The following is a 20,240-nucleotide window of genomic DNA, read 5'->3' on the forward strand; positions in this document are numbered from 1 at the left end:
GGCTGTCGCGCACTTTGCCGCGTCCGGCCTGAACCCCTTTCCCATACTTCTGTGTCTTTAGGAGCTGGCGACAATGTCTGCTGCGCCCACGCGTCCCGTTTCCCTTCTCCGCGCCTTTCTCAACAATGCATCATCGGGCGGCATCGTCCTGATGGTCGCCGCAGCTTTTGCCATTGTGGTCGCCAATTCCCCGCTCGCAACCGCTTACTTCGATGGGCTTCATGCCTATGTCGGCGGACTTTCGGTGCATCACTGGATCAACGACGGCTTGATGGCTCTGTTCTTCCTGCTCGTAGGGCTCGAGATCAAACGCGAGGTCATCGACGGGCAGCTTTCGACATGGTCTAGGCGCGTCTTGCCCGGCTCGGCGGCAATCGGGGGCATGATCGGACCGGCGCTGATCTACCTGGCGTTCAACATGGGCCCGACAGGACATCCCAACGGTTGGGCCATTCCTGCCGCTACGGACATTGCCTTTGCTCTTGGCGTGCTCTCGCTTCTGGGCTCGCGTGTGCCCACGACGCTGAAGGTCTTCCTCACCGCCCTCGCCATCATCGATGACCTCGGCGCCGTCATCATCATTGCCCTCTTCTATACGACCTCGATCGATATGGTGAACCTTGGGCTCGCCGCTGGTCTGATCGTGGCCCTTGTCGCCATGAACCGGTTCGGCGTGCGGATGCTATGGCCCTATCTGCTGCTGGGCGCGATGCTGTGGTTCTTCGTCTTGCAATCGGGCGTCCATGCCACGCTTGCCGGCGTCGCACTTGCTCTGGCGATCCCCCTGCGCCCGAGCCCGACCCGTCCCGATGACATGGAGTCCCCGCTGCACAAGCTCGAGCACGGTCTGCAGCCATGGGTGACCTTCCTGATCCTGCCCATCTTCGGCTTCGCCAATGCCGGCGTATCGTTTGCCGGCATGTCGATCGGCCAGCTCGCTGATCCGGTGCCGCTAGGTGTCGCGGCCGGTCTCGTCATCGGCAAGCAGGTCGGCGTTTTTGCAGCGGCTGCACTTGTCATTCGCGCCGGCTGGGCCGAATTGCCAATGTATGCAACATGGCGGCAGGTTTACGGCGTTTCGCTGCTTTGCGGCATCGGCTTCACCATGAGCCTCTTTATCGGCCTGCTCGCCTTCCCTGATTCCGCGCTGCTGCAAGACGAAGTCAAACTGGGGGTTCTCTTGGGCTCGCTGATCTCGGCCTTGATCGGTGCACTGGTGCTCGGCACATCGCAAGCGCGGGCGCCAGAGCAACAGGCAAAGCCGGTCTGATGAAAACTGAAGGAAACTCCACTGCGTAAAGCGCGTGCTGCCCCGCCGTCTGGAGGCAGAAGCGGGAAGTGTGCTGATCGAGGCACCCTCCCCGCGGCCGCGGGTGAACGTGAAGTCGGATGCTGGTTGATACGAGTCGGGTCACCGCCCAACCTTCGGGCGCTCGTCTGGCCCATGCACTCGGATTCAGTCCAGTCTGTACCAGCCTTTACGAGCCCGAAAATATCGACCAAGGCCTGCGTGCCCACCGGCTCAGAGGTCCTGGCAGATTCGGATCAGCGAGAGAACGCACTGTGCACATCCATATCTTGCTTGTAGCGATTATCGTCGCGGTGGAAGTAGCAATGGTGTTCACGCAATGCCGAGCGAGCTGACGCCAATGCACAGGACCAAGGGCTTAAGCGTCTCTGGTCCAGATCGTCCGATCGATTTTGCCGCTGAGTTCAGGATAGTCTGCGGCATGGAAAGTGGGCTGCTTGCCGGCTTTGCGTTGCGCGGCATAATCCTTTGTCAGCTTCGCAACCGTGCCTGAAAGCAACACGATAGCAATGAGGTTGACCGTTGCCATCAGGCCCATGGACGCATCAGCTGCGTTGAACACTGTGGCGACGCTTTCATAAGCGCCCCAAACGACCATGGCCAAGACACCCAGCCGCAATGCCATCAGGCCTGGTCGATTTCCCAGCTTGAGAAAGGTCATGGCGTTTTCGGCATATGAATAATTGCCGATGATCGAGGTGAAGGCGAAAAACAGGATCGCGATTGCGATAAAATACTGGCCTGCACCACCGATATGGATACTCATCGCCGCCTGCGTCAGAGGCGTGCCGGTGAGTTCGCTGCCTGGCACCATGACACCAGACAAGAGGATCATAAGGCCAGTGGCCGTGCAAATCAGGATGGTGTCGATGAAGACCCCCAGAGACTGCACAAACCCTTGCGATGATGGATGATGAGGATGGGGTGTCGCAACGGCAGCGATGTTGGGCGCAGACCCCATGCCTGCCTCATTGGAAAAGAGACCGCGCTTGACGCCATTGAGCATGGCGCCAGCGATACCACCGGTCGCAGCACTCAGGCCAACCGCGCTTTGGACGATCGTGCCGAGCATGGCCGGCACCTCCCCGATGTGGATGATCACAACGTAAAGGGCGACGCCGAGGTAAATGACCGCCATGAAGGGCACGACCAGTTCGGCGACGCGGGCGATCTGCCTGATTCCGCCAAAGATGACGACTGCCGTTACCGCCGCAAGCGCAATACCGACCCAGATCTTGTCAAAGCCAAAAGCGCCTTGAAAGGCGTCGGCGATGGAATTGGCCTGAACGGCGTTGAAAACGAGACCAAACGCGAGGATCAGGCAAACCGAAAAGATCGCACCCGCCCATGGCGCATTGAGCCCCCGCGCAATGTAGAAAGCTGGCCCGCCGCGATAGTCACCGCTTTCGTTTCGGATCTTGTAGAGCTGGGCCAAGGTCGATTCAGCATAAGCCGTTGCCATCCCAACTAGCGCAACCATCCACATCCAGAACAGCGCGCCCGGTCCGCCGAGATAAAGCGCAACGGCAACACCGGCAAGGTTTCCGGTACCGACGCGGGATGCGAGGCTCGTGCACAGGGCCTGAAACGGCGTAATGCCCGAGCTATCGGACTTGTCGGAGCCAATTACAGAGCGGAACATTTCCGGGAAATGGACGATCTGTACAAAGCCAAGGCGGATGGTGAAGAAGAGACCAACGGCCAAGAGCCCATAGATCAGGACATAGCCCCAAAGGATATCGTTGAGGAAATTAATGATCGGGTCCATGCGCGCGCTCCACATTGATTTGCCACACTAACGCATATTGGCGCCAATGAGCATATTGGCTGGCTCGGCCGGGTAGCACCCATTCGTCTTGTCCGTTAAGACCGATGTCTCGCCACTTGTCTGGACGGCCATGTCCCATCGCAGCCTGACCTATGCCACCAAGCTTCGCTGGAAGCGGATATGGCTCCCTCGCCTTCGTCGCCGCACTCTGTTTGTCATCGGCGGTCTAACCGTCGGCTTGGCTGCCTTGGCGTTGGCCTTCCTTGCAGACGAAGCGCAGCGACTGTTTTCGTTGATGCAGCAGCAATGGCCATACCTGCCCCTCCTTCTGACGCCCACTGGCTTTGCCTTTTTGGTTTGGCTCACACGTCGTTATGTGCCAGGCGCCCAAGGCAGCGGGATTCCTCAGGTCATGGCCGCCCGACAGCTCCAGTCGATCGAAGACAAGCAACGTCTGGTTTCGCCCAAGCTATCAATTGCCAAAATGATATTGCTTTCAGGTGGGCTACTCGTTGGAGCATCGGCCGGGCGTGAAGGGCCAACGGTCCAGATCGGTGCCTCGATCATGTTCTGGCTGGGCCGCATTTCGCCACATCGGCAGCCCGGATTGCTATTGGCCGGTGGAGCGGCCGGCGTCGCTGCAGCCTTCAACGCGCCCCTTGCCGGCATCGTTTTTGCCATCGAAGAGATGAGCCGCTCCTTCGAAATCAAGACCAGCGGCCTGGTTCTCAGCGCTGTTATCGTAGCCGGCCTCGTCCCTCTCGCGATTGTGGGCGACTACACCTATTTCGGTCGTTCAGAAGTCGCGCTTGTCGGTGTGGGTGCTTGGCCGTGGATATTAGTCTTGGGCGCTGTATGCGGCCTCCTCGGTGGGTTATTCAGTCGATTTGTCACTGCCTTCGCCAGCGGTTTACCCGGTAGAATAGGGGCTTTTATAAAGGCACATCCGGTCACCTTCGCGGCCATCTGCGGCTTGGGCGTTGCGGTCTGCGGAATTCTTTCGGACGGTGGTGTCTTTGGCACAAGCGCTGAACAGGCAAAGGCGATCATGGCCGGCGAATCCGTGTCGAGCGGGTTTGGGGCGTTGAAGTTACTGGCAACACTGCTCTCGTCGGTAAGCGGCATTCCCGGCGGCATCTTCTCGCCTTCGCTGGCCGTCGGAGCCGGTGTCGCCGATATGTTTTCAGCCCTCGTGCCAATTCCTATTGCCGCACTGACCATTATTTGCATGGGCAGTTATCTGGCAGCCGTCTTGCAAGCCCCGATTACCGCTTTCGTTATCGTCACAGAGATGACAGGCAACCACTCGCTCATCTTCCCGCTAATGGTCGGCAGCGTAGTTGCGACCTCGATTTCGAGGCTTGTGTGCAAGGAAGGTATTTATCACGCTCTGGCACGCCAATTGGTCGAAAATACTTCCAAGGCTGAAAACCGTGGAGTTCGAAAGACCAGCAATCGCTCATAGCGGCGCCACCGTCTTTGGGCTTATGCACTGGCTTCGACAACAGCCAGTCCCAAGCCGCCACCGCTGTAGTCGCGCGCTCTCCATTCCTTATCCGGCTAGCATGCTCGAAGGCAGTCCTGAGTGCTTGTCTAGGGAGCGCATGACTATAGTGACAATCGAAGCGGCGAGGCTACGCTGCACTTTGGTCGCAATTTCGAGCAGCTGGCTGGCTGCGTGGCCAATTTCGTTGTCGAGCGAGGGTTACAGCAACTCGGTGCACTCTTGCAGGAGCGGCAGCAGCACGCCGTTTCGAGTTGAAGATGCAGACCAATGCTGGAACTTTATGAGCCCTCGAGAGTCTGACTTTGGGGCCAAACAAGGCCCGCGTTTCGTCACTGAGGACCTTTTGTTCAAGCCGTTTGTTATCAACCCGCCCGTCTTTTTCGGTGCCGTGATCATCACCGCAATCTTCCTTTCGGTCGGGGTTGTGTTCCCCAGTCAGGCCGAAGAAATCTTTGGCGCACTGCAGGTGACGTTGCTTGAAACTTTCGGCTGGCTCTACCTACTCGCCGTCGGCATTGTCCTCATAGCCGTCCTGCTGATGTGTTTCGGGCGTTACGGCCGCCTCAAGCTGGGTCCGGATGACTCGACACCCGATTTCAGTTTCGTTTCCTGGCTGGCCATGTTGTTTGCAGCCGGCATGGGGATCGGGCTGATGTTCTACGCCGTCGGCGAGCCCATGAGCCATTTCCTCGCACCGCCGACCGCCGAACCAAGGACCATCGAGGCCACCCGCGAGGCGATGGCTGTGACCTTCTTCCATTGGGGTATACATGCTTGGGCTGTTTACGCCGTGGTCGGGCTCTCGCTGGCCTATTTTGGTTACCGGTACAATCTTCCACTGACCATCCGATCAGGCCTGTATCCTCTCCTTAAGAACAAAATACACGGCCCGATTGGCCATGCCGTTGATATCTTTGCCATCGTCGGAACCCTGTTCGGCATCGCTACATCGATGGGCTTCGGCGTATCGCAGATCAATGCTGGCCTGAACTATCTCATCGGTATTCCAGTTGGACCGGAAGTGCAGATTCCGCTCATTGCAGTGGTCACGCTGCTCGCCACGATCTCGGTTGTCACCGGCCTCGATAAGGGCGTTCGAATCCTGTCCGAGACCAATCTGGTCGTCGCCGTCCTGCTTATGCTCTTCGTCCTGGTGGTCGGGCCCACAGCGCAATTAATGCGAGACTTCGTCCAGAACCTTGGCCTCTATCTGGATTCACTTCTTCTACGCACTTTCAACATTTACGCCTATGAACCTACGCCATGGATCGATGCCTGGACCCTCTTTTATTGGACCTGGTGGATTTCGTGGTCGCCATTTGTTGGCATGTTCATCGCCCGCATATCCCGCGGGCGCACGGTGCGCGAATTCGTCACCGCGGTCCTGTTCATACCGGCGGGGTTCACGTTTTTTTGGATGACCGTGTTCGGCAATACTGCGATCTTCGTCGACACCGGGATTGCTGCCGGTGAACTTGGCCGGGCCGTCGCTTCCGACATATCAGTCGGCCTCTTCAAGTTCTTCGAATATTTACCGCTGTCCGGCCTAACCTCCACCCTGGCGGTCTTGCTGGTAGCAATTTTCTTCATCACTTCGTCAGATTCCGGCTCTTTGGTCATCGACTCCATCGCTGCAGGCGGCGAGACGGAGACGACGACAGCCCAGCGCGTCTTTTGGTGTGTAATGGAAGGTGTGGTCGCCGGATCGCTGCTGCTCGCAGGCGGGCTCGGTGCTCTTCAATCGGCAACAATCGCCAGTGCCTTGCCGTTCACATTTGTACTGCTCGCGCTGGTCTGGTCACTGGTCGTTGGCATGCGCGCCGATCTTCACCAGCAGAACCACGCCCTGGTGGCGCCTGCCCTTGGAGCGAACCCAGCTGCCGGCCTCACTTGGCAGCGGCACCTGGGCCTTCTTCTCCACGCTCCAACCAAGGCTGAAGTGCAGAAGTTCATTTGTAAAGAAGTCAGACCGGCGCTGGAACAGGTGGCCAACGAGCTCACCAGCAAAGGCCGAGCAACCCATGTTCAGGATGAGGAGAATGGCGCGATTGCCCTGCGCTCTCCTGCAGAGGGAACACGCGACTTTGTCTATGGCGTCAGCCTCGCCGAGCAACGTCTGGCCTCGATATCCCCATTACGAACCAAGCAAGAGTTTCGGTTTGAAGCGCGGACCTACTTCTCAAGCGGCGGCAAGGGTTACGATGTAATGGGCATGCATCGCGACCAGCTGATTGCCGACATTCTGGTGCAGTTCGAGCGCTATCTCTCGCTCACCCATGCGCCTGAGGCTCAATTACTCCATGGCGCGCCAGAGCATGAATTGAAATGACATCGCGCTGGTTCTGGTTCGCAACTCAACTGTCCCGGCGCATATGGGTCCGCGCGACTTTGTTCTCGCTGATGGCTGTAGTGGTCGCTCTCGTCGGCATTGCGCTGAACCCCTATATTCCGAGCGATATACCCACCAAGATTGGTGCAGATGCCGTCGATCGCATCTTGGGGATCATAGCATCGAGCATGCTGACGGTGACCACGTTCTCGCTGAGCACAATGGTCTCGGCCTATTCGGCAGCGACAAGCAATGTGACGCCACGCGCTACGCGTCTGGTCATGGAAGACTCTACTACACAGAACGTGCTGTCCACCTTCGTCGGCTCCTTCCTTTTCAGCCTTGTCGGCATCATCGTTCTCAGTACCGGCGCCTATGGAGCCCAAGGCCGCGTGGTATTGTTCGTCGCGACATTGCTGGTCATCGCGCTCATCGTAGTGACACTTTTGCGCTGGATTGATCATCTGTCACGCCTGGGACGTGTGACGGAGACAACGGCTCGGGTCGAAGAGGCCGCAGCCAAGGCGTTCAGCGAACGTCATGAAAATCCCTATCTCGGCGGAAGCCCTTTGTTAGACGCTGAACAAATCCCGCGGGACGCTTTAGCAATACACGGGCTGGAGATTGGCTATGTTCAGCACATCGATATCGGCGCCCTCTCCGCGCTCACTGAGGAAGGCGCTGGACCGATCTATCTCAACACAATACCCGGTGACTTCGTGGACAGGACCGAACCCCTGGCTTGGTGTTCCGGAGCCGAGCGGGACGATATCGAAACATCGATCCGCAATGCGATAACCGTTTCCGACGTGCGGTCTTTCGACCAGGATCCTCGCTTTGGCGCATCCGTGCTTTCCGAAATTGGTCAGCGCGCGCTTTCGCCCGGCATCAACGATCCTGGCACGGCCATCGACGTTATCGGGCGAATGGTCCGCCTGATCGAGATCTGGTCTCGACCGACCAAGGAAAAGTCTCCGCGCTTCCCCGCCGTCTTCGTTCCTCCGATCCATAGTGCCGACATTTTCGACGATCTTTTCACCCCAATTGCGCGGGATGGCGCCGGCGTAGTCGAAATCTGCCTTCGTCTCCAAAAGGCTTTTATCGCCGCGGAGCGCTTTTCTCCCGATGAATTTGGGCCATCTGCTCGTCGACATTCAAGACTAGCCTTGCAACGCGCAGAGACTGCGTTACCAGACTATGACGCTGAAAGAGTGCGAAGGCTTGCCTCTGAACTGATTGGGCAGCAGGAGCGAACGCTGTGACTGTGCCACCGGCCTTTTGGTGATTAACGCAATTGTTCGCGGAAGCTAGCAGAGATGGGTCGGCAGAAATGTCATGCGCGTCCGCCATCAACGCTGAGCACCTGGCCGGAAATCCAGCCTGCTTGCTCGGATGCGATAAAAGCACCGCATTGCCGATGTCCTCTGCCTGCCCAAGTCGGCGCATATAGATGGATTAGCTCAGTCGCTTCTGCCCTTCTTCGTCATAGCTCTCCCCCTGGCGTTGAGTCGCCCGAATGTACAATAAGAAACCCGGGGCTACACTATTGACAGCAATGCCGTGCGGACCGAGCTCCGGCGCCAGCTTTTTGGTCAAACCAACCAGGGCGTGCTTGGCATCGCACTCGGCCTGGATGCAAGTCAGGCTTGGGCGCAGTCCGGCGCCCGAGGAAATGGTAAAGATGCGGCCAAGCACTCTTGGTTTCGTGACGGCTCCAACGCCTTACGCACACCAGAAGGTGCTGTCGACATCATCAGCGAAAAGCTGCCGCCAGTGCTAAGCCGCTATCATTCGTTACGCCACTGGGATGCATCCAGGCATGGCGCAATCAGGCAGCAGCGGTCCGTTCGCCCTTATTGCAATGGCTGAATAACGACGCCCACTAGTTCAAGAATTATCTAGCGATCGATGCCAGCCCTGCGAGTATCAAAAAGGGCTCTAACGCGCATTGAGATTGCGGGTATAGACATCAGGATTGTGAGGACGATGATAAGGCAGATGACGGCGCTGATCGGTCGGGTGAAAAACGGTGTGGGGTCTCCATTGGTAAGCATCAATCCCCGCCGGAGGTTGAGATCGAGCAGGTCGCCCAGGATAATCCCCAGCACTAGTGGAGCCATCGGGTATTTCATTTCTCGCAGGATAAACCCGACAATCCCAAAGGCCACCATGACGTAAATGTCAAACATGCGTTGCGTTATTGCGAAGGACCCGACGACGCACAGAACATACACAACCGCCATAAGGCGTTCTCTTGGTACCGAGAGTACAGTCAATAGCGGCTTGGTCAACGTAAGCCCGAACACCAGGATAGCCAACGTGGAGAACAGCAAAATGGCAACGATCTGGTATAGCACATCGGGGCTCTCCGTCATGAGCAGCGGACCGGGACGAATGCCGTGGATGAACATGGCTGCAATCAGAACGGCCGCGGCAGCCGAGCCGGGTAAAGCCAAAGTCAGCGTCGGAATCATCGCGCCTGGCACCACCGCAGAATTACCGGTCTCGGCAGCGATTAGTCCTTCCTGGCTCCCCTTGCCAAAGAGATGCGCTTCCTTGCTGACGCGTTTGGCGGCCGCGTAGGACGCCCAAGCCCCAACATCCTCTCCTACGCCCGGCACGATACCGACAAAAGTCCCGATGACACCTGAGCGCATTGTCGTTTTCCAGTATTTGAGGATTTCGCTGAGTTTGGGAACGACCCGGTCTTCGCTCGAGGAAACGATACGCGCCTGCGCCGTGCGCTTTATGACGCCCAAAATCTCGGCAAAACCGAAGGCACCGACCATTGCGGGGATCAGGTCGACACCGCCGCCGAGCGCTGGAATGCCGAACGTGAACCTTTGGTGGGCGTGCAGCGTCTCCATGCCGACCATGGCGACCATGAGGCCCAATATGCCCGCTATATAGCCCTTGAGAGGATCGTCCATCGCCGTGAGCTGGCCGGAGATGACAACTCCGAAAAGCGCAAGCCAGAAGAACTCGTAACTGCCAAACTTAAGCGCAGCCTCGGCCAAGAGCGGCGCAATGAGCGCCAAGGCAAAGATACCAATGACCGTACCCAGGGCGGAGGACGTAGTTGCCAGGCCCATTGCGAGTCCGGCCCGTCCCTGAAGAGCCAAAGGATGTCCATCGAGCGTTGTGGCAGCACTTGCCGGGGTGCCGGGGATCGCCAGCAAGATGGCTGTGCGGCTGCCGCCATAAATAGCCCCGGAATAGATGCACATGAGGCACAAGATCGCCTGATCGGGCGCCATCTTGTAGGTCAGCGTCACCAGCAGGGCCACGCCCATGGTGGCGGTCAGTCCGGGCAAAGCGCCGATGACAATGCCCAGCAGCGTGGCCCAGGCGATGTTAAACAGAGACAAAGGGGTGAGGAAGTGGGTGATGCCACCCAGCAGCATTCCAAGTCCGTCGAGCATGGCTCAGATTCCGCTCATGGCAGGCGCACCAGAAAGGCACGCTCGAATACAAAGGTGACGATTGCGGCCGTGGCGACGGCAAGTCCTATCGCCCAAGGCAGCGACTGCCTCAGAGTGCGACGCGGGGCCGCGAGCCAGACCTCGAACACGAGAATGAACGCCAGGACGAAGATGCCGGTGGCCAACCAGAACGGAACAAGCCCGACCAGTCCCAATGTGTAGACGAGTGCCAGGAACAGAACCATGCCGGCTCGACGAGCTGCTTGGGAAGTGACGGCAGCGCCTAGATCCAGCCAGCCACCGACCGACGGGGTCCGAACCGATCGAACCATCAGGGCGATAGCGCAGATTAGAAGCGCCAGGCTAAGTAGGCCCGGAACCAGGCCCGGCACCGTCATTGGATTGATGCGTCTATTAGCCAGCCTGTCCATGGTCCAAGATCCGTAGAGCATGGAGGCGGAAAGGACGATGAAAACGAGGCTGGTCAAAAGATCCGCCTTGATCATGGCGGGCGCTTCGCCCCCCGCCGGCTCCTCGATTTGATCAGTCATGCGATCCCCCTCCAACGTTGGACCCGGGCGTCTCAGTCGCCCGGGCCATTCGCGCGATTACAAGCCTGTCTCAGTACGCGTCGCGCAGTCGATGCCGATCGTGGATGGATCATTGACGGCTTCGCCACGCTCCACCGACGAACAGGCCTCAAGAATCACCACGGGCATTGCCAGGGCGCGTGCTTCTGCACCGTAGGATGGAGCGAAGACTGCACCGAACGTTTCGGCATAAGTCTTGAGCTCGGGCGAGTTCAGCACCTTTTCGGCCCAGATCTTATCCACTGTTGCCAAAACTTCAGCCGGGGCATCGGAAGGAATAAAAATGCCGAAATAGTCAGGCGCCAGGTCCATGTCCGGAATCCACTCAGTGATCGGCGGTATCGGATCGACGCCTTCGAGCACCAGCGGCTGATCGGACAACACCGCTAAAGCCTTCAGCCGCCCACCGCGGATCAGTTCGGTCTGCTCGACCGCGAGCTGTGTCGTCATCATTGCCTCGCCGGAGGCTGTGGCGATGGCAGCAGGGCCACCGCCGTCATAGGTGATCATGTTGTACTCAAAACCATCAGCCGCATCCGACAGTGCGGCAATGGCTGTTCCACCCGACGAGGTAATACCGGCAGTGGCAACAGTGATCTCCTGCCCGCGAGCCTTCAAGGCTTCAAGCAACTGGCCGAAATCAGTGAACTCGCTGTTTGCAGGGACGCTAACCACAGGCACGTTGGCGACGGAAAGGTAGATGTGCCAGTCGTCAATATCGGTGTCTTCTAACAGGCCCGAGACCGAATAGGTGGCATTGTTCGCGATGGCATTCGCTGTCCAAGTATACCCGTCATGTGGAGCGTTGAGCACTTCTTGGGTGCCAATGGCTCCCGAGGCCCCCGGCTGGTTGACAACTACGACATCCACGCCGAGCGCCTCGGCCAGAATTGGTGCGGTAACGCGGGTAACCTGATCGGTAGACCCCCCTGCGCCCCAAGGTACGATAAGATTGATCGGTCGGTCTGGCTTCCACTCTTGTGCGCCAGCCAAAGATGTGCCCGCTAAGAGCGCAGATGCGCCTGTGGCTAGGACAAACAGACGTCTTCTGTTCATCATTCTTCCTCCCTTGTGATGCAGAACCCGGATATTTCCGGTGTCCAACGACACCAGACTGTGGCTCATAACCGGCTATGTCAACCGATAAGTAACCAATCAGTTATTCCTGATCATGTTGGCAATGGTCGATTTTCGTACGCATATGCGCGACATAGCCGTTGCTTCTCTTGAGATCACACCGCATTTTGAACCAACAGGAGAGTTAGAAAGGCGCGCAATGGACCTTCAGTCCGTCCTGATAATGGTCTTAGCGCTTTCAGCAGGAGCCGCAGTCAAGGGCGCCACGGGCATGGGGTTGCCCCTTATAGCCTTGCCCGTACTCACCTCAGTTTTTGGGCTTCAGCACGCCGTTGGCCTCATGACTATCCCACTGATCGTGACCAACGCCTGGCAGGTCTGGCGTTTCCGCGAAGAAGCGCATGCGCCGCGTCTTGTCTTCATGCCGTGGTTTCTGGTCGCGGGAGCAATAGGAATCGGATTTGGCACCTGGGCCCTGACAGCCCTGCCCGAGCGTGCGCTGGTGCTATCACTGGGCATAATTCTGCTTGCCTATGTGTCGTTGCGCCTTGCCGCACCGCATTGGTCACTCGGCCTGCCGCTCGCCAGGCGCCTTGGCCCCATTGCCGGTGTCAGTGGTGGTGTGCTCCAGGGGGCAACGGGCATTTCCGCTCCCATTGGGGTCACCTTCATCCACTCTATGAACCTTGATCGAGCGGCACACGTGTTTGCCGTTTCAGCGATGTTCCTGACCTTCTCCATCGTTCAATTGCCGTCTTTATGGATCGCCGGAGTCATGCGGCCGGAGTGGCTTTTGCAGGGTCTGCTTGCCCTCGTTCCCATCGTCTGCTTCCTGCCATTGGGCCAATGGGCGAGCGGCAAGCTAAGTCGCGGAGCCTTCGATCAGATGATTTTACTCTTCCTTGGCCTGATTGGGCTAAAGATGGTGTTGAGCCTTTAGCCCTCGCTCCACAGCGATCGTACGATCGTTCCAGAAGATGGATTTTCGCACGGCGACGACATTCGCTGGTGCGAAAAAGGCAGCCGCGGTCACTCACGTTCAACCATATGAGGATGGTGGCTGTGCCAGTGACCTGCTGCCAAAGGCGCACGCGATTTCGTCTTTGTCGTCGTCACCGAGCAGCGTCCGGCGTCGATATCGCCCCTCTCGAACAAAGTCGGAGTTCCGCTTCTAGGCCGAGAGCCACTTCTCAAGCAGAGGCAAAGGTAAAAGGAACTCGACCGCCTGCTGAAGCGATGATCGCCTTTTCGACGATCATCTTGGGCAATATGGGTTCGAGCGATCTGCAGGGTCCCCTATTCACCTATCACGAGCATGTCGTTTCAACGCATTGATCCACCGCAGCCAGCATCAGCCACAGCTGGCCATAGCGGAATGCTGTCTGGCAGTTCCCGCCAATGCCGGTCGGCCACCGTTCACTAAAGTGATCTAGATCAAGAACTCACGACGAGCGCTCCGATAAGGTGGGACATGGAGGAACACATGGCTCACGTCGTCGTTCTCGGTGCCGGTCTTGGTGGCACCATCATGGCCTATGAGCTGCGAGATGCGCTCGGCAGCAGTCATCGGGTTTCCGTCGTCAACAAGGGGTCTCGGTTCCGATTCGTGCCCTCTAACCCATGGGTGGCCGTTGGCTGGCGGGACCGGGAAGACGTCGAGGTCGATCTGACCGAAGTCTTCGCGCGGCGCCATATCGACTTCTTTCCGCAGGGCGCCGAACGCGTCCATCCGTCCGAAAAACGCATCACGCTCTCAGACGGTGCAGATCTTGCCTACGACTACCTGGTCATCGCCACAGGCCCGGAGCTCGCCTTCGACGAGGTCCCGGGCTTTGGTCCGGAGGCCGGGACGCAGTCGGTTTGCCATATCGATCACGCGCTGGGCGCCAAGGATGCTTCCGACCGGCTGGTCGACAATCCTGGACCTGTGATCATCGGCGCGGTCCAGGGCGCTTCCTGCTTCGGCCCGGCTTATGAGTTTGCCTTCATTCTCGACAAGGCCCTGCGCGACGCGAGGGTACGTGACCGGGTGCCCATGACTTTCGTTACGGCCGAGCCCTATATCGGTCATCTGGGCCTCGATGGTGTCGGTGACACCAAGGGCCTGCTCGAGAGCGAGCTGCGGCAGCGACACATCCACTTCATCACCAATGCCAGGGTCGACAAATTCGAGGACGGAAAGGCCTTCGTCAGCGAGATCGCCGAGGATGGGTCGGTGCGCCAGTCCCACGAAATCCCCTCGGTCTATACGATGATGATACCGGCCTTCCGCGGCGTGTCCGCAGTGCGTGGCATCGAGGGCCTGACCAATCCGCGTGGCTTTATCCTCGCCGATCAATATCAGCGCAATCCGACTTTCAAGGAAGTTTTCTCCATCGGGGTTTGCGTCGCCATTCCACCGGTCGGCAAGACGCCGGTGCCGGTCGGTGTCCCCAAGACCGGTTTCATGATCGAATCCATGGTCACGGCGACAACCCAGAACATCGCGAACCTGATCGCGGGCAAGGAGCCGTCGGCTATCCCGACATGGAACGCGGTCTGCCTTGCCGACTTCGGCGATGGTGGCGTCGCTTTCATTGCCCAGCCGCAGATCCCGCCCCGCAATGTAAACTGGTCCGGTTCGGGCAAGTGGGTGCATGCCGCCAAGATCGGTTTCGAGAAGTACTTTCTGCACAAGATCCGCTCTGGCACCGCCGAGCCCTTCTATGAGAAGCTGGCGCTTCAGGTGCTCGGCATAGAAAAGCTCCGGGCGGTCAAGCAGGACAAGACCGACACATGACCCATATCGTCTGCTCGTATTGCGGCACGACCAACCGCATTCCGGATGGCCGTGACCTCGCCTCGGGCAATTGCGGCAAATGCGGCCGTCCGCTTTTCGATGGGCACCCGGTGGATGTGTCCGCCGTCGTGCTCGAGAAGCATATCGCCAAGTCCGACATCCCGGTTCTCGTCGATGTCTGGGCGCCTTGGTGCGGGCCGTGCAAGGTCATGGGCCCACAGTTCGAGGCGGCTGCCAAAGAGGCCGAACCGGGGCTTCGTTTCGTCAAGCTCAACTCGGACGAAAACCAGGCGTTGTCGACGCGGCTCGGCATCCGCGGCATCCCAACCATGATCATGTTCAACGGCGGCAAGGAGGTCGCAAGAGTGTCCGGCGCCATGAGCCGCACCGACATTCTCAAATGGGCCCGCGCGCAATATTAGCTCTTTGGCAAACCCTACCTACGCGACGATGACACCGCGGAGGGCGCGGCCTTGGTCCGGGTTTGATCCACTACCGCCCCGGCGGCTCCCATGATTCCCGCTCAAAGCGCCATCGAGTATCTTGCGTGATGGTGCTTCCCAACACTCGACAATGCAGAGATAGGCCATGGCGCCGCGCCGCGCCGCAGCTGCCTGGCCAGGCCCATGTCGGTGACGGCCGGAAACTATGTCATGGTCAGCTCGCAATCCGATATCGTGGGCACCGACATTTCCTGCGAGAACGCGCCTTGGCCGGTACACCAACGCAGAAACGGGCCCGAACCGGCCACAGATATCTGACTGCCGTCAGTTCCGTATCCGCTTGTGGGCAAATTGGAAAAGCGTGTAGAGGCTGCTGGATCGCAAGCTGCCTGTCCGTTACCTGCCCGATTCCGGCCGTTTGACCTGCTCCAGCGAATTCCGAAGAGCGGACATTTGTGACCGCTATGGCGAGGGCCCAATTGGGGTAATGGGTTGAGGACTGGCAGCAATTGGCATTGCTGTCGGAGAAACCGGACTGAACGGCCGAGCGCAATGCATTGAGGGGCTTGGCGACGGTGGGGGCAGCAGTTCTAGCCGATCCTGAGATCTTCGCATCTAGATGGTTCGCCGTCAGTAAAACAACACGCTATCGATGTCTAGCTTTCCCCAATGCCACATTTCGTTCTTGGAGACGGTCGTCATGTCAGCCTTCCGCCTGGCTTTCGTGTAGAGTACGAGAAGCCGCCTGGCCCTGAGGCGGACATTAAGGATCAATCGTGGTATCCAAAGCACGCCCGCCCAACCAACGCGTTTCGATCAATGATGTCGCGGCTGTCGCCGGCGTTTCACGCGGTGCGGTGACGCGGGCGCTTAACAACAAGGCCGATATCAGCCAAGACACCAAGCGCAAGGTCTTGGAGGCTGCCGAGCGCCTGGGATACCGGCCGAGCCGTTTTGCGAGGAACTTCGCGTCCCGCCGCAAATCGAAAGCGATCGGCTTCGTAGTTAAGTCCTTCCGCAACCCATTCTTTACCGATCTGGCGGCGGACTTGCTTGAGCAATCCCGGGTCAGCGGATGGCAAGTGGTTATCAGTTCGGCCGAGGGAATATCTGAAGCGGAGGCCGTTCGCGCGCTGTCAGGGCAAGTGGACGTGGTGGCTGGACATTTCAACCGGCCCGCCATCGAGCTCCAAGAGGCAACCGACGGCATGCCCTTGATTTATCTGGAAGGCAGCTCGGACGTGCCCGGTGTTCACGCGATCAGTCTCGACATGCGCTCGGGCATGAAGAACGCCATCGAGGCGCTCTATGAACGCGGCGCAAAGCGGATCGGCATGATCGATTCCGACTACACCGTTCACCTCGATGGCACCTACAAGCCGTCACCACGCTGCCAGTTCTTCAAACAGTTCGTAGACCCCGATACAAGCGAAGCGACAGTCCATGGTGCTGAGTCCATGGCTGGAGGTGAGATGGCCATCATGGCGCTGCTCGAAGCCCATCCGGACCTCGACGCCGTGATCGTCTTCAACGACCTGATGGCGATCGGCGCCCTTCTCGGCGCCTTCAAAGCCGGGTTTGCGGTTCCCGGGCGGATACGCATCATGGGAGTTGATGGCTTGGAAATGGGCAGAGCCCTCTCCCCGGCGCTGAGCAGCCTCCACATCGACCGTGCCGAACTGTCCAGGGCTATTATCCAGATCGCCAATCAACTGGACGATGGCGCTTTTCGCGAGGTTTCGCCCATAAATCAAACCGTCGTTCCAAAGTTGATTATGCGCCACTCGACCTGAATGATAGAGCCGGACATCCTTTCGTGAACAATCACGGCATTTTAAATTTTTGCCCGGTGAGTAAGCTAAAACTACAACCGTGAGCGTTCACGGTGGGTTGTGAATGCCGCGCAGATGTGGGGGACGGGAGTTCATTGGGACTATCAGGGCGACTTCATATCACGTCCAGGAACGCCGACATCGTTTCCGAGACAATCACATCTCTTGTATCGGGCTGTCGGGCTATCCCCACCAAAGGCAGCGATATCATCGATTACCAGGGTGATTTCATCGGGTGGTCCGATTTTGCATTGGGCGAAGCCTCGACCGCCAGCGGCTTTGCATTGGAAACGACCGCCTACGGCGAGCGGATGATTTGCGCCGTCAGCGCGAAAGGGCATCTCGTCTATGCAGGCCAAGGCAGGGAATTGGTAACCGGCAGCGGCGAGGTTGTGATCGCCGATTCTCAGAGCATCGAGACTGCTCGATTCTCCGAGAACTACGCCCAATATTTCGTAACGACCTCGATGCGGTCGATTGAGGGGTATGTCAGAGAACATTTTGGCAAAGCGAACCGCTCGTTTTCGGGCAGCTGCGCCGTTCTGCCGCGAACGCATCTGGCGGCAGTTTCCCTTTCAGGGTTCACACCGCTGATCAATATGCTGCTCGCCGAGAAGGAGCTGCTGAAGCTTTCGCCGATCACAATGAGACGGTGTCAGGACGCATTTCTCGAGATCATTGCATCCTCCCTAAGCGCCAATGGCGTCTTTCTGGGACGCAAGAACGATCCTTTGAGCTCGAGCCGCAACCTGCGCGAGGCGGAGGACTTCATGCGCCAGCACGCCAGGGAGCCGATCGGTGTTGCCGAGGTGGCCCAAGCCGTCGGCATATCCGTTCGCTCACTTCAACTTGCCTACAAGCGCTATACCGGCATCACGCCATTGGCGCGCTTGCAGCGCTTCAGGCTCGAAGGTCTGCACGCGGATTTGGACGCTGGTCTGGCAGAGAACGTCCGCACAGCGGCCGCCGCCTGGGGCTTTGTCAGTGGTGCACGGCTCAACCGGCAATATCTCGAGGCCTTCGGCGAGACTCCGGCCGACACTGTGAAGCGGGTCACGCGCTAAGGACGGTCCGCTTCTAATCGCGCCAAATCTGGCTGAAGGCAGAACCATCGTCGTCAGCCGACGCCTGCCAGCGATCTTGCTCGAAATAGAAACCTTGGGTCTCAAGCGCGATATAGGCTTCGGAGGATAACCCAGATGACAGCGTCAAAGGGAAAGTCTGCTTATAAGTGCAGTGGGCTTCCGTGAGCGGGCTAAGCAATCCAAAGACGTTCAGCTCGCTCTTGATGAACAGGACGAACCGCCGCTCGCCAACCAGAACCTCGTATTCGTCTACCATTTTAGTCGCTTATGCTCGGATGCTGTCGAACAATATGCCTTTGCCGAGCATCACCCGGTCCAATCCGCGTCGATCGCAGCGGCACTCTTGCGGAAAGTAGCCGAGGTTGGCGCGCGGGCGGAGGATGGTACGGACCTGACGAGGTTGAGCCGTGGCGAGGCCGATGTCTCCGCGAGCCTGAAGCGCTCGACCAAGACATCCAGCCGTTCTGCTTGCGCCTCGGTCTGCTCGATCGCAGCGTTCGTTTCCTCCACCAAGGCGGCGTTGTGTTGGGTCATCTCATCGAGGCTGCGGACGGCGCTGTTCACTTCTGCAAGCGAAAGCGCCTGCTCCTTGTTGGCACCGGCAACGCCGTCCATAAGCCCTGCACTTTCGTGAACACTGGAGACGATTGCTCCCAAACGATCGGCCGCAGTCGACACCAGCTTCGTCCCAAGAGCGATCGCCGCATTCGATTGTTCGATGAGCTCTTTTACATCTCGCGACGATCGGGCCGCAGACTGCGCCAGGCGCCGCACTTCGACAGCCACGACCGCAAAGCCATTCCCAGCCTCGCCTGCCCGCGCGGCTTCGACCGAGGCATTGAGCGCCAGGAGATTGGTCTGAAAAGCGATGTCGTCAATCATACCAATGATATTGGATATCTTGGCCGCCTGAGCCGATACCGCACCCATGGCACTATTGGCCTCGGTCATCACCGATCCGACGTCTTCGGCCCCTTCTGACACCTTCCGGGCCAAAAGGCAGACGCTATCGGCTCGCGTCGCGGTTTCCGATACGGCCTGCGTCAACTGCTCGACCGTTGCGGATGTCTCCTCGAGGGCGGCGGCTTGCCGTGTCGTGCGTTCGGCAAGATCGTTGGCGCCCGCCGTGATCTCGCCGGTCGCGGTTCTGAGCGATGTCGAGGTCAGCCGCAGTTGCCCGATCACGGCACCGAACTGGCGAACCGACTGATTGAAGGCCGACCGTACCGGCTCGAGATCAGGGGGAAGCGCCATATCGAGCACACAAGTCAGGTCGCCGCTTGCCAGGGTCTGCAACGCGGCGCTTAGCTGGTTCACTGCGTTCTTTCTCGCGGTGATGTCGGTCGCGTATTTGACGACTTTGTAGGGGCGACCGTTCAGATCGAGGATGGGATTGTAGCTGGCCTGGATCCAGACGTCATTGCCGGCCTTGCCAATCCGCCGAAATTCCGCCGACAGGTATTTTCCACTTCGAAGCGTCTGCCAAAATTCGACATAGGCCGACGAACCTGCCTCGCTCGGCGGCACAAAGAGGCGATGGTGCCGCCCGACAATTTCGCCGAGGTCATACCCAAGCGCACGGCAGAAGTTCTGGTTGGCGGTCAGGATGATTCCATCGAGATCGAGTTCGATGACAGCCTGGGATCGTGAAATCGCGGCAAGCTGTCCCTGAGCATCGGCAAAACGTTGATGGTCTTGAGTGATGTCCTTAGCGACCTTGATCACGCCCTGCACCCGGCCTTGATCGTCAAGGAGGGGATTGTATGAAGCCTCCAGCCACACCTCTGCACCGGACTTGGCGATCCGCTTGAATTGATCCGACCGGGCGTTCCCCGTATTCAAGGCGTGCCAGAAGTCGGCGTAGGAAGATTGACCAGCTTCTTCAGCCGGCATGAATATCCGGTGGTGACGCCCGACGATTTCCTCGAGTCTATATCCCATCACCGAAAGAAAGTTTTGGTTCGCGGTGACGACCGTGCCGTCCGGCGCAAATTCGATGATTGCCTGCGATGCGCTGACCGCCGCCAAAGCATGAAAGGCGCGCTTTTCAAGGACATTGGTTTTGAAGAGAGAAGGCAGTTGCATCGGAGCACCTTGAT

The 20,240-nt window shown here is 58.5% G+C and carries 16 protein-coding genes; 9 read left to right on the forward strand and 7 right to left on the reverse strand.

Features of this window, described 5'->3' with window-relative positions:
* Positions 1-73: 73 nt before the first annotated feature.
* Complete coding sequence (gene nhaA, locus VW35_RS08340) at positions 74-1,270, forward strand: Na+/H+ antiporter NhaA (protein ID WP_046142446.1); 1,197 nt, start codon at positions 74-76, stop codon at positions 1,268-1,270.
* 397 nt (positions 1,271-1,667) lie between these two features.
* On the opposite strand, the gene VW35_RS08345 is transcribed toward nhaA, so the two are convergent.
* Positions 1,668-3,077, reverse strand: a complete 1,410-nt coding sequence (locus VW35_RS08345; RefSeq protein WP_046142631.1) for an alanine/glycine:cation symporter family protein — start codon at positions 3,075-3,077, stop codon at positions 1,668-1,670.
* Positions 3,078-3,207: 130 nt separating this feature from the next.
* Between VW35_RS08345 and VW35_RS08350 the strand changes: the two genes are divergently transcribed.
* The 3 genes from VW35_RS08350 (at position 3,208) to VW35_RS08360 (ending at position 8,175) form a co-directional block, all read left to right on the forward strand.
* Positions 3,208-4,542 carry a chloride channel protein gene (locus tag VW35_RS08350; RefSeq protein ID WP_052951604.1) on the forward strand — a complete coding sequence of 445 codons (1,335 nt, stop codon included), beginning with the start codon at positions 3,208-3,210 and terminating at the stop codon, positions 4,540-4,542.
* Positions 4,543-4,927: 385 nt separating this feature from the next.
* The gene (locus VW35_RS08355; protein WP_046142447.1) at positions 4,928-6,913 is read left to right on the forward strand and encodes a BCCT family transporter; all 1,986 of its coding nucleotides are present in this window, start codon (positions 4,928-4,930) and stop codon (positions 6,911-6,913) included.
* Positions 6,910-8,175, forward strand: coding sequence for a DUF2254 domain-containing protein (locus VW35_RS08360; protein WP_046142448.1), 1,266 nt, complete (start codon positions 6,910-6,912; stop codon positions 8,173-8,175). Before VW35_RS08355 ends, VW35_RS08360 begins: the two co-directional genes overlap by 4 nt.
* 193 nt (positions 8,176-8,368) lie before the next feature.
* Here VW35_RS08360 and VW35_RS20540 read toward each other — a convergent pair whose 3' ends face one another.
* The 4 genes from VW35_RS20540 to VW35_RS08380 all read right to left on the reverse strand — a co-directional run bounded on the left by VW35_RS20540 (position 8,369) and on the right by VW35_RS08380 (position 11,981).
* Positions 8,369-8,608, reverse strand: a complete 240-nt coding sequence (locus tag VW35_RS20540) for an SDR family NAD(P)-dependent oxidoreductase (RefSeq protein WP_052951585.1) — start codon at positions 8,606-8,608, stop codon at positions 8,369-8,371.
* Positions 8,609-8,811: 203 nt separating this feature from the next.
* On the reverse strand, positions 8,812-10,317 hold the full coding sequence (locus VW35_RS08370) for a tripartite tricarboxylate transporter permease (protein WP_244465849.1): 1,506 nt from the start codon (positions 10,315-10,317) through the stop codon (positions 8,812-8,814).
* A 32-nt stretch (positions 10,318-10,349) separates the two neighbouring features.
* Positions 10,350-10,886 (reverse strand): tripartite tricarboxylate transporter TctB family protein, encoded by a 537-nt coding sequence (locus VW35_RS08375; protein ID WP_046142450.1) that lies wholly within the window; start codon positions 10,884-10,886, stop codon positions 10,350-10,352.
* Between the two features lie 57 nt (positions 10,887-10,943).
* Complete coding sequence (locus VW35_RS08380; RefSeq protein ID WP_083982574.1) at positions 10,944-11,981, reverse strand: Bug family tripartite tricarboxylate transporter substrate binding protein; 1,038 nt, start codon at positions 11,979-11,981, stop codon at positions 10,944-10,946.
* Between the two features lie 124 nt (positions 11,982-12,105).
* On the opposite strand from VW35_RS08380, the gene VW35_RS08385 reads away from it, so the two are divergent.
* From VW35_RS08385 to VW35_RS20545, 5 genes are all read left to right on the forward strand, one after another.
* Positions 12,106-12,942, forward strand: coding sequence for a sulfite exporter TauE/SafE family protein (locus tag VW35_RS08385; protein ID WP_161796877.1), 837 nt, complete (start codon positions 12,106-12,108; stop codon positions 12,940-12,942).
* A 543-nt stretch (positions 12,943-13,485) separates the two neighbouring features.
* Entirely contained in the window at positions 13,486-14,781 is a 1,296-nt protein-coding gene (locus tag VW35_RS08390; protein ID WP_046142634.1) for an NAD(P)/FAD-dependent oxidoreductase, read from the forward strand.
* Positions 14,778-15,203 carry a thioredoxin TrxC gene (gene trxC, locus VW35_RS08395; RefSeq protein WP_046142452.1) on the forward strand — a complete coding sequence of 142 codons (426 nt, stop codon included), beginning with the start codon at positions 14,778-14,780 and terminating at the stop codon, positions 15,201-15,203. Before VW35_RS08390 ends, trxC begins: the two co-directional genes overlap by 4 nt.
* Before the next feature lie 797 nt (positions 15,204-16,000).
* Positions 16,001-17,017, forward strand: a complete 1,017-nt coding sequence (locus VW35_RS08400) for a LacI family DNA-binding transcriptional regulator (protein WP_046142453.1) — start codon at positions 16,001-16,003, stop codon at positions 17,015-17,017.
* Between the two features lie 134 nt (positions 17,018-17,151).
* Entirely contained in the window at positions 17,152-18,120 is a 969-nt protein-coding gene (locus VW35_RS20545; protein ID WP_161796878.1) for an AraC family transcriptional regulator, read from the forward strand.
* Between the two features lie 13 nt (positions 18,121-18,133).
* Here VW35_RS20545 and VW35_RS08410 read toward each other — a convergent pair whose 3' ends face one another.
* Positions 18,134-18,397 (reverse strand): hypothetical protein, encoded by a 264-nt coding sequence (locus VW35_RS08410; protein ID WP_046142454.1) that lies wholly within the window; start codon positions 18,395-18,397, stop codon positions 18,134-18,136.
* A 50-nt stretch (positions 18,398-18,447) separates the two neighbouring features.
* The gene (locus tag VW35_RS08415) at positions 18,448-20,226 is read right to left on the reverse strand and encodes a methyl-accepting chemotaxis protein (protein WP_052951588.1); all 1,779 of its coding nucleotides are present in this window, start codon (positions 20,224-20,226) and stop codon (positions 18,448-18,450) included.
* Between the last annotated feature and the right edge of the window lie 14 nt (positions 20,227-20,240).

Origin of the sequence: Devosia soli (assembly GCF_000970455.1) — a bacterium.
In the GTDB taxonomy this organism is placed as follows: Bacteria; Pseudomonadota; Alphaproteobacteria; order Rhizobiales; family Devosiaceae; genus Devosia; species Devosia soli.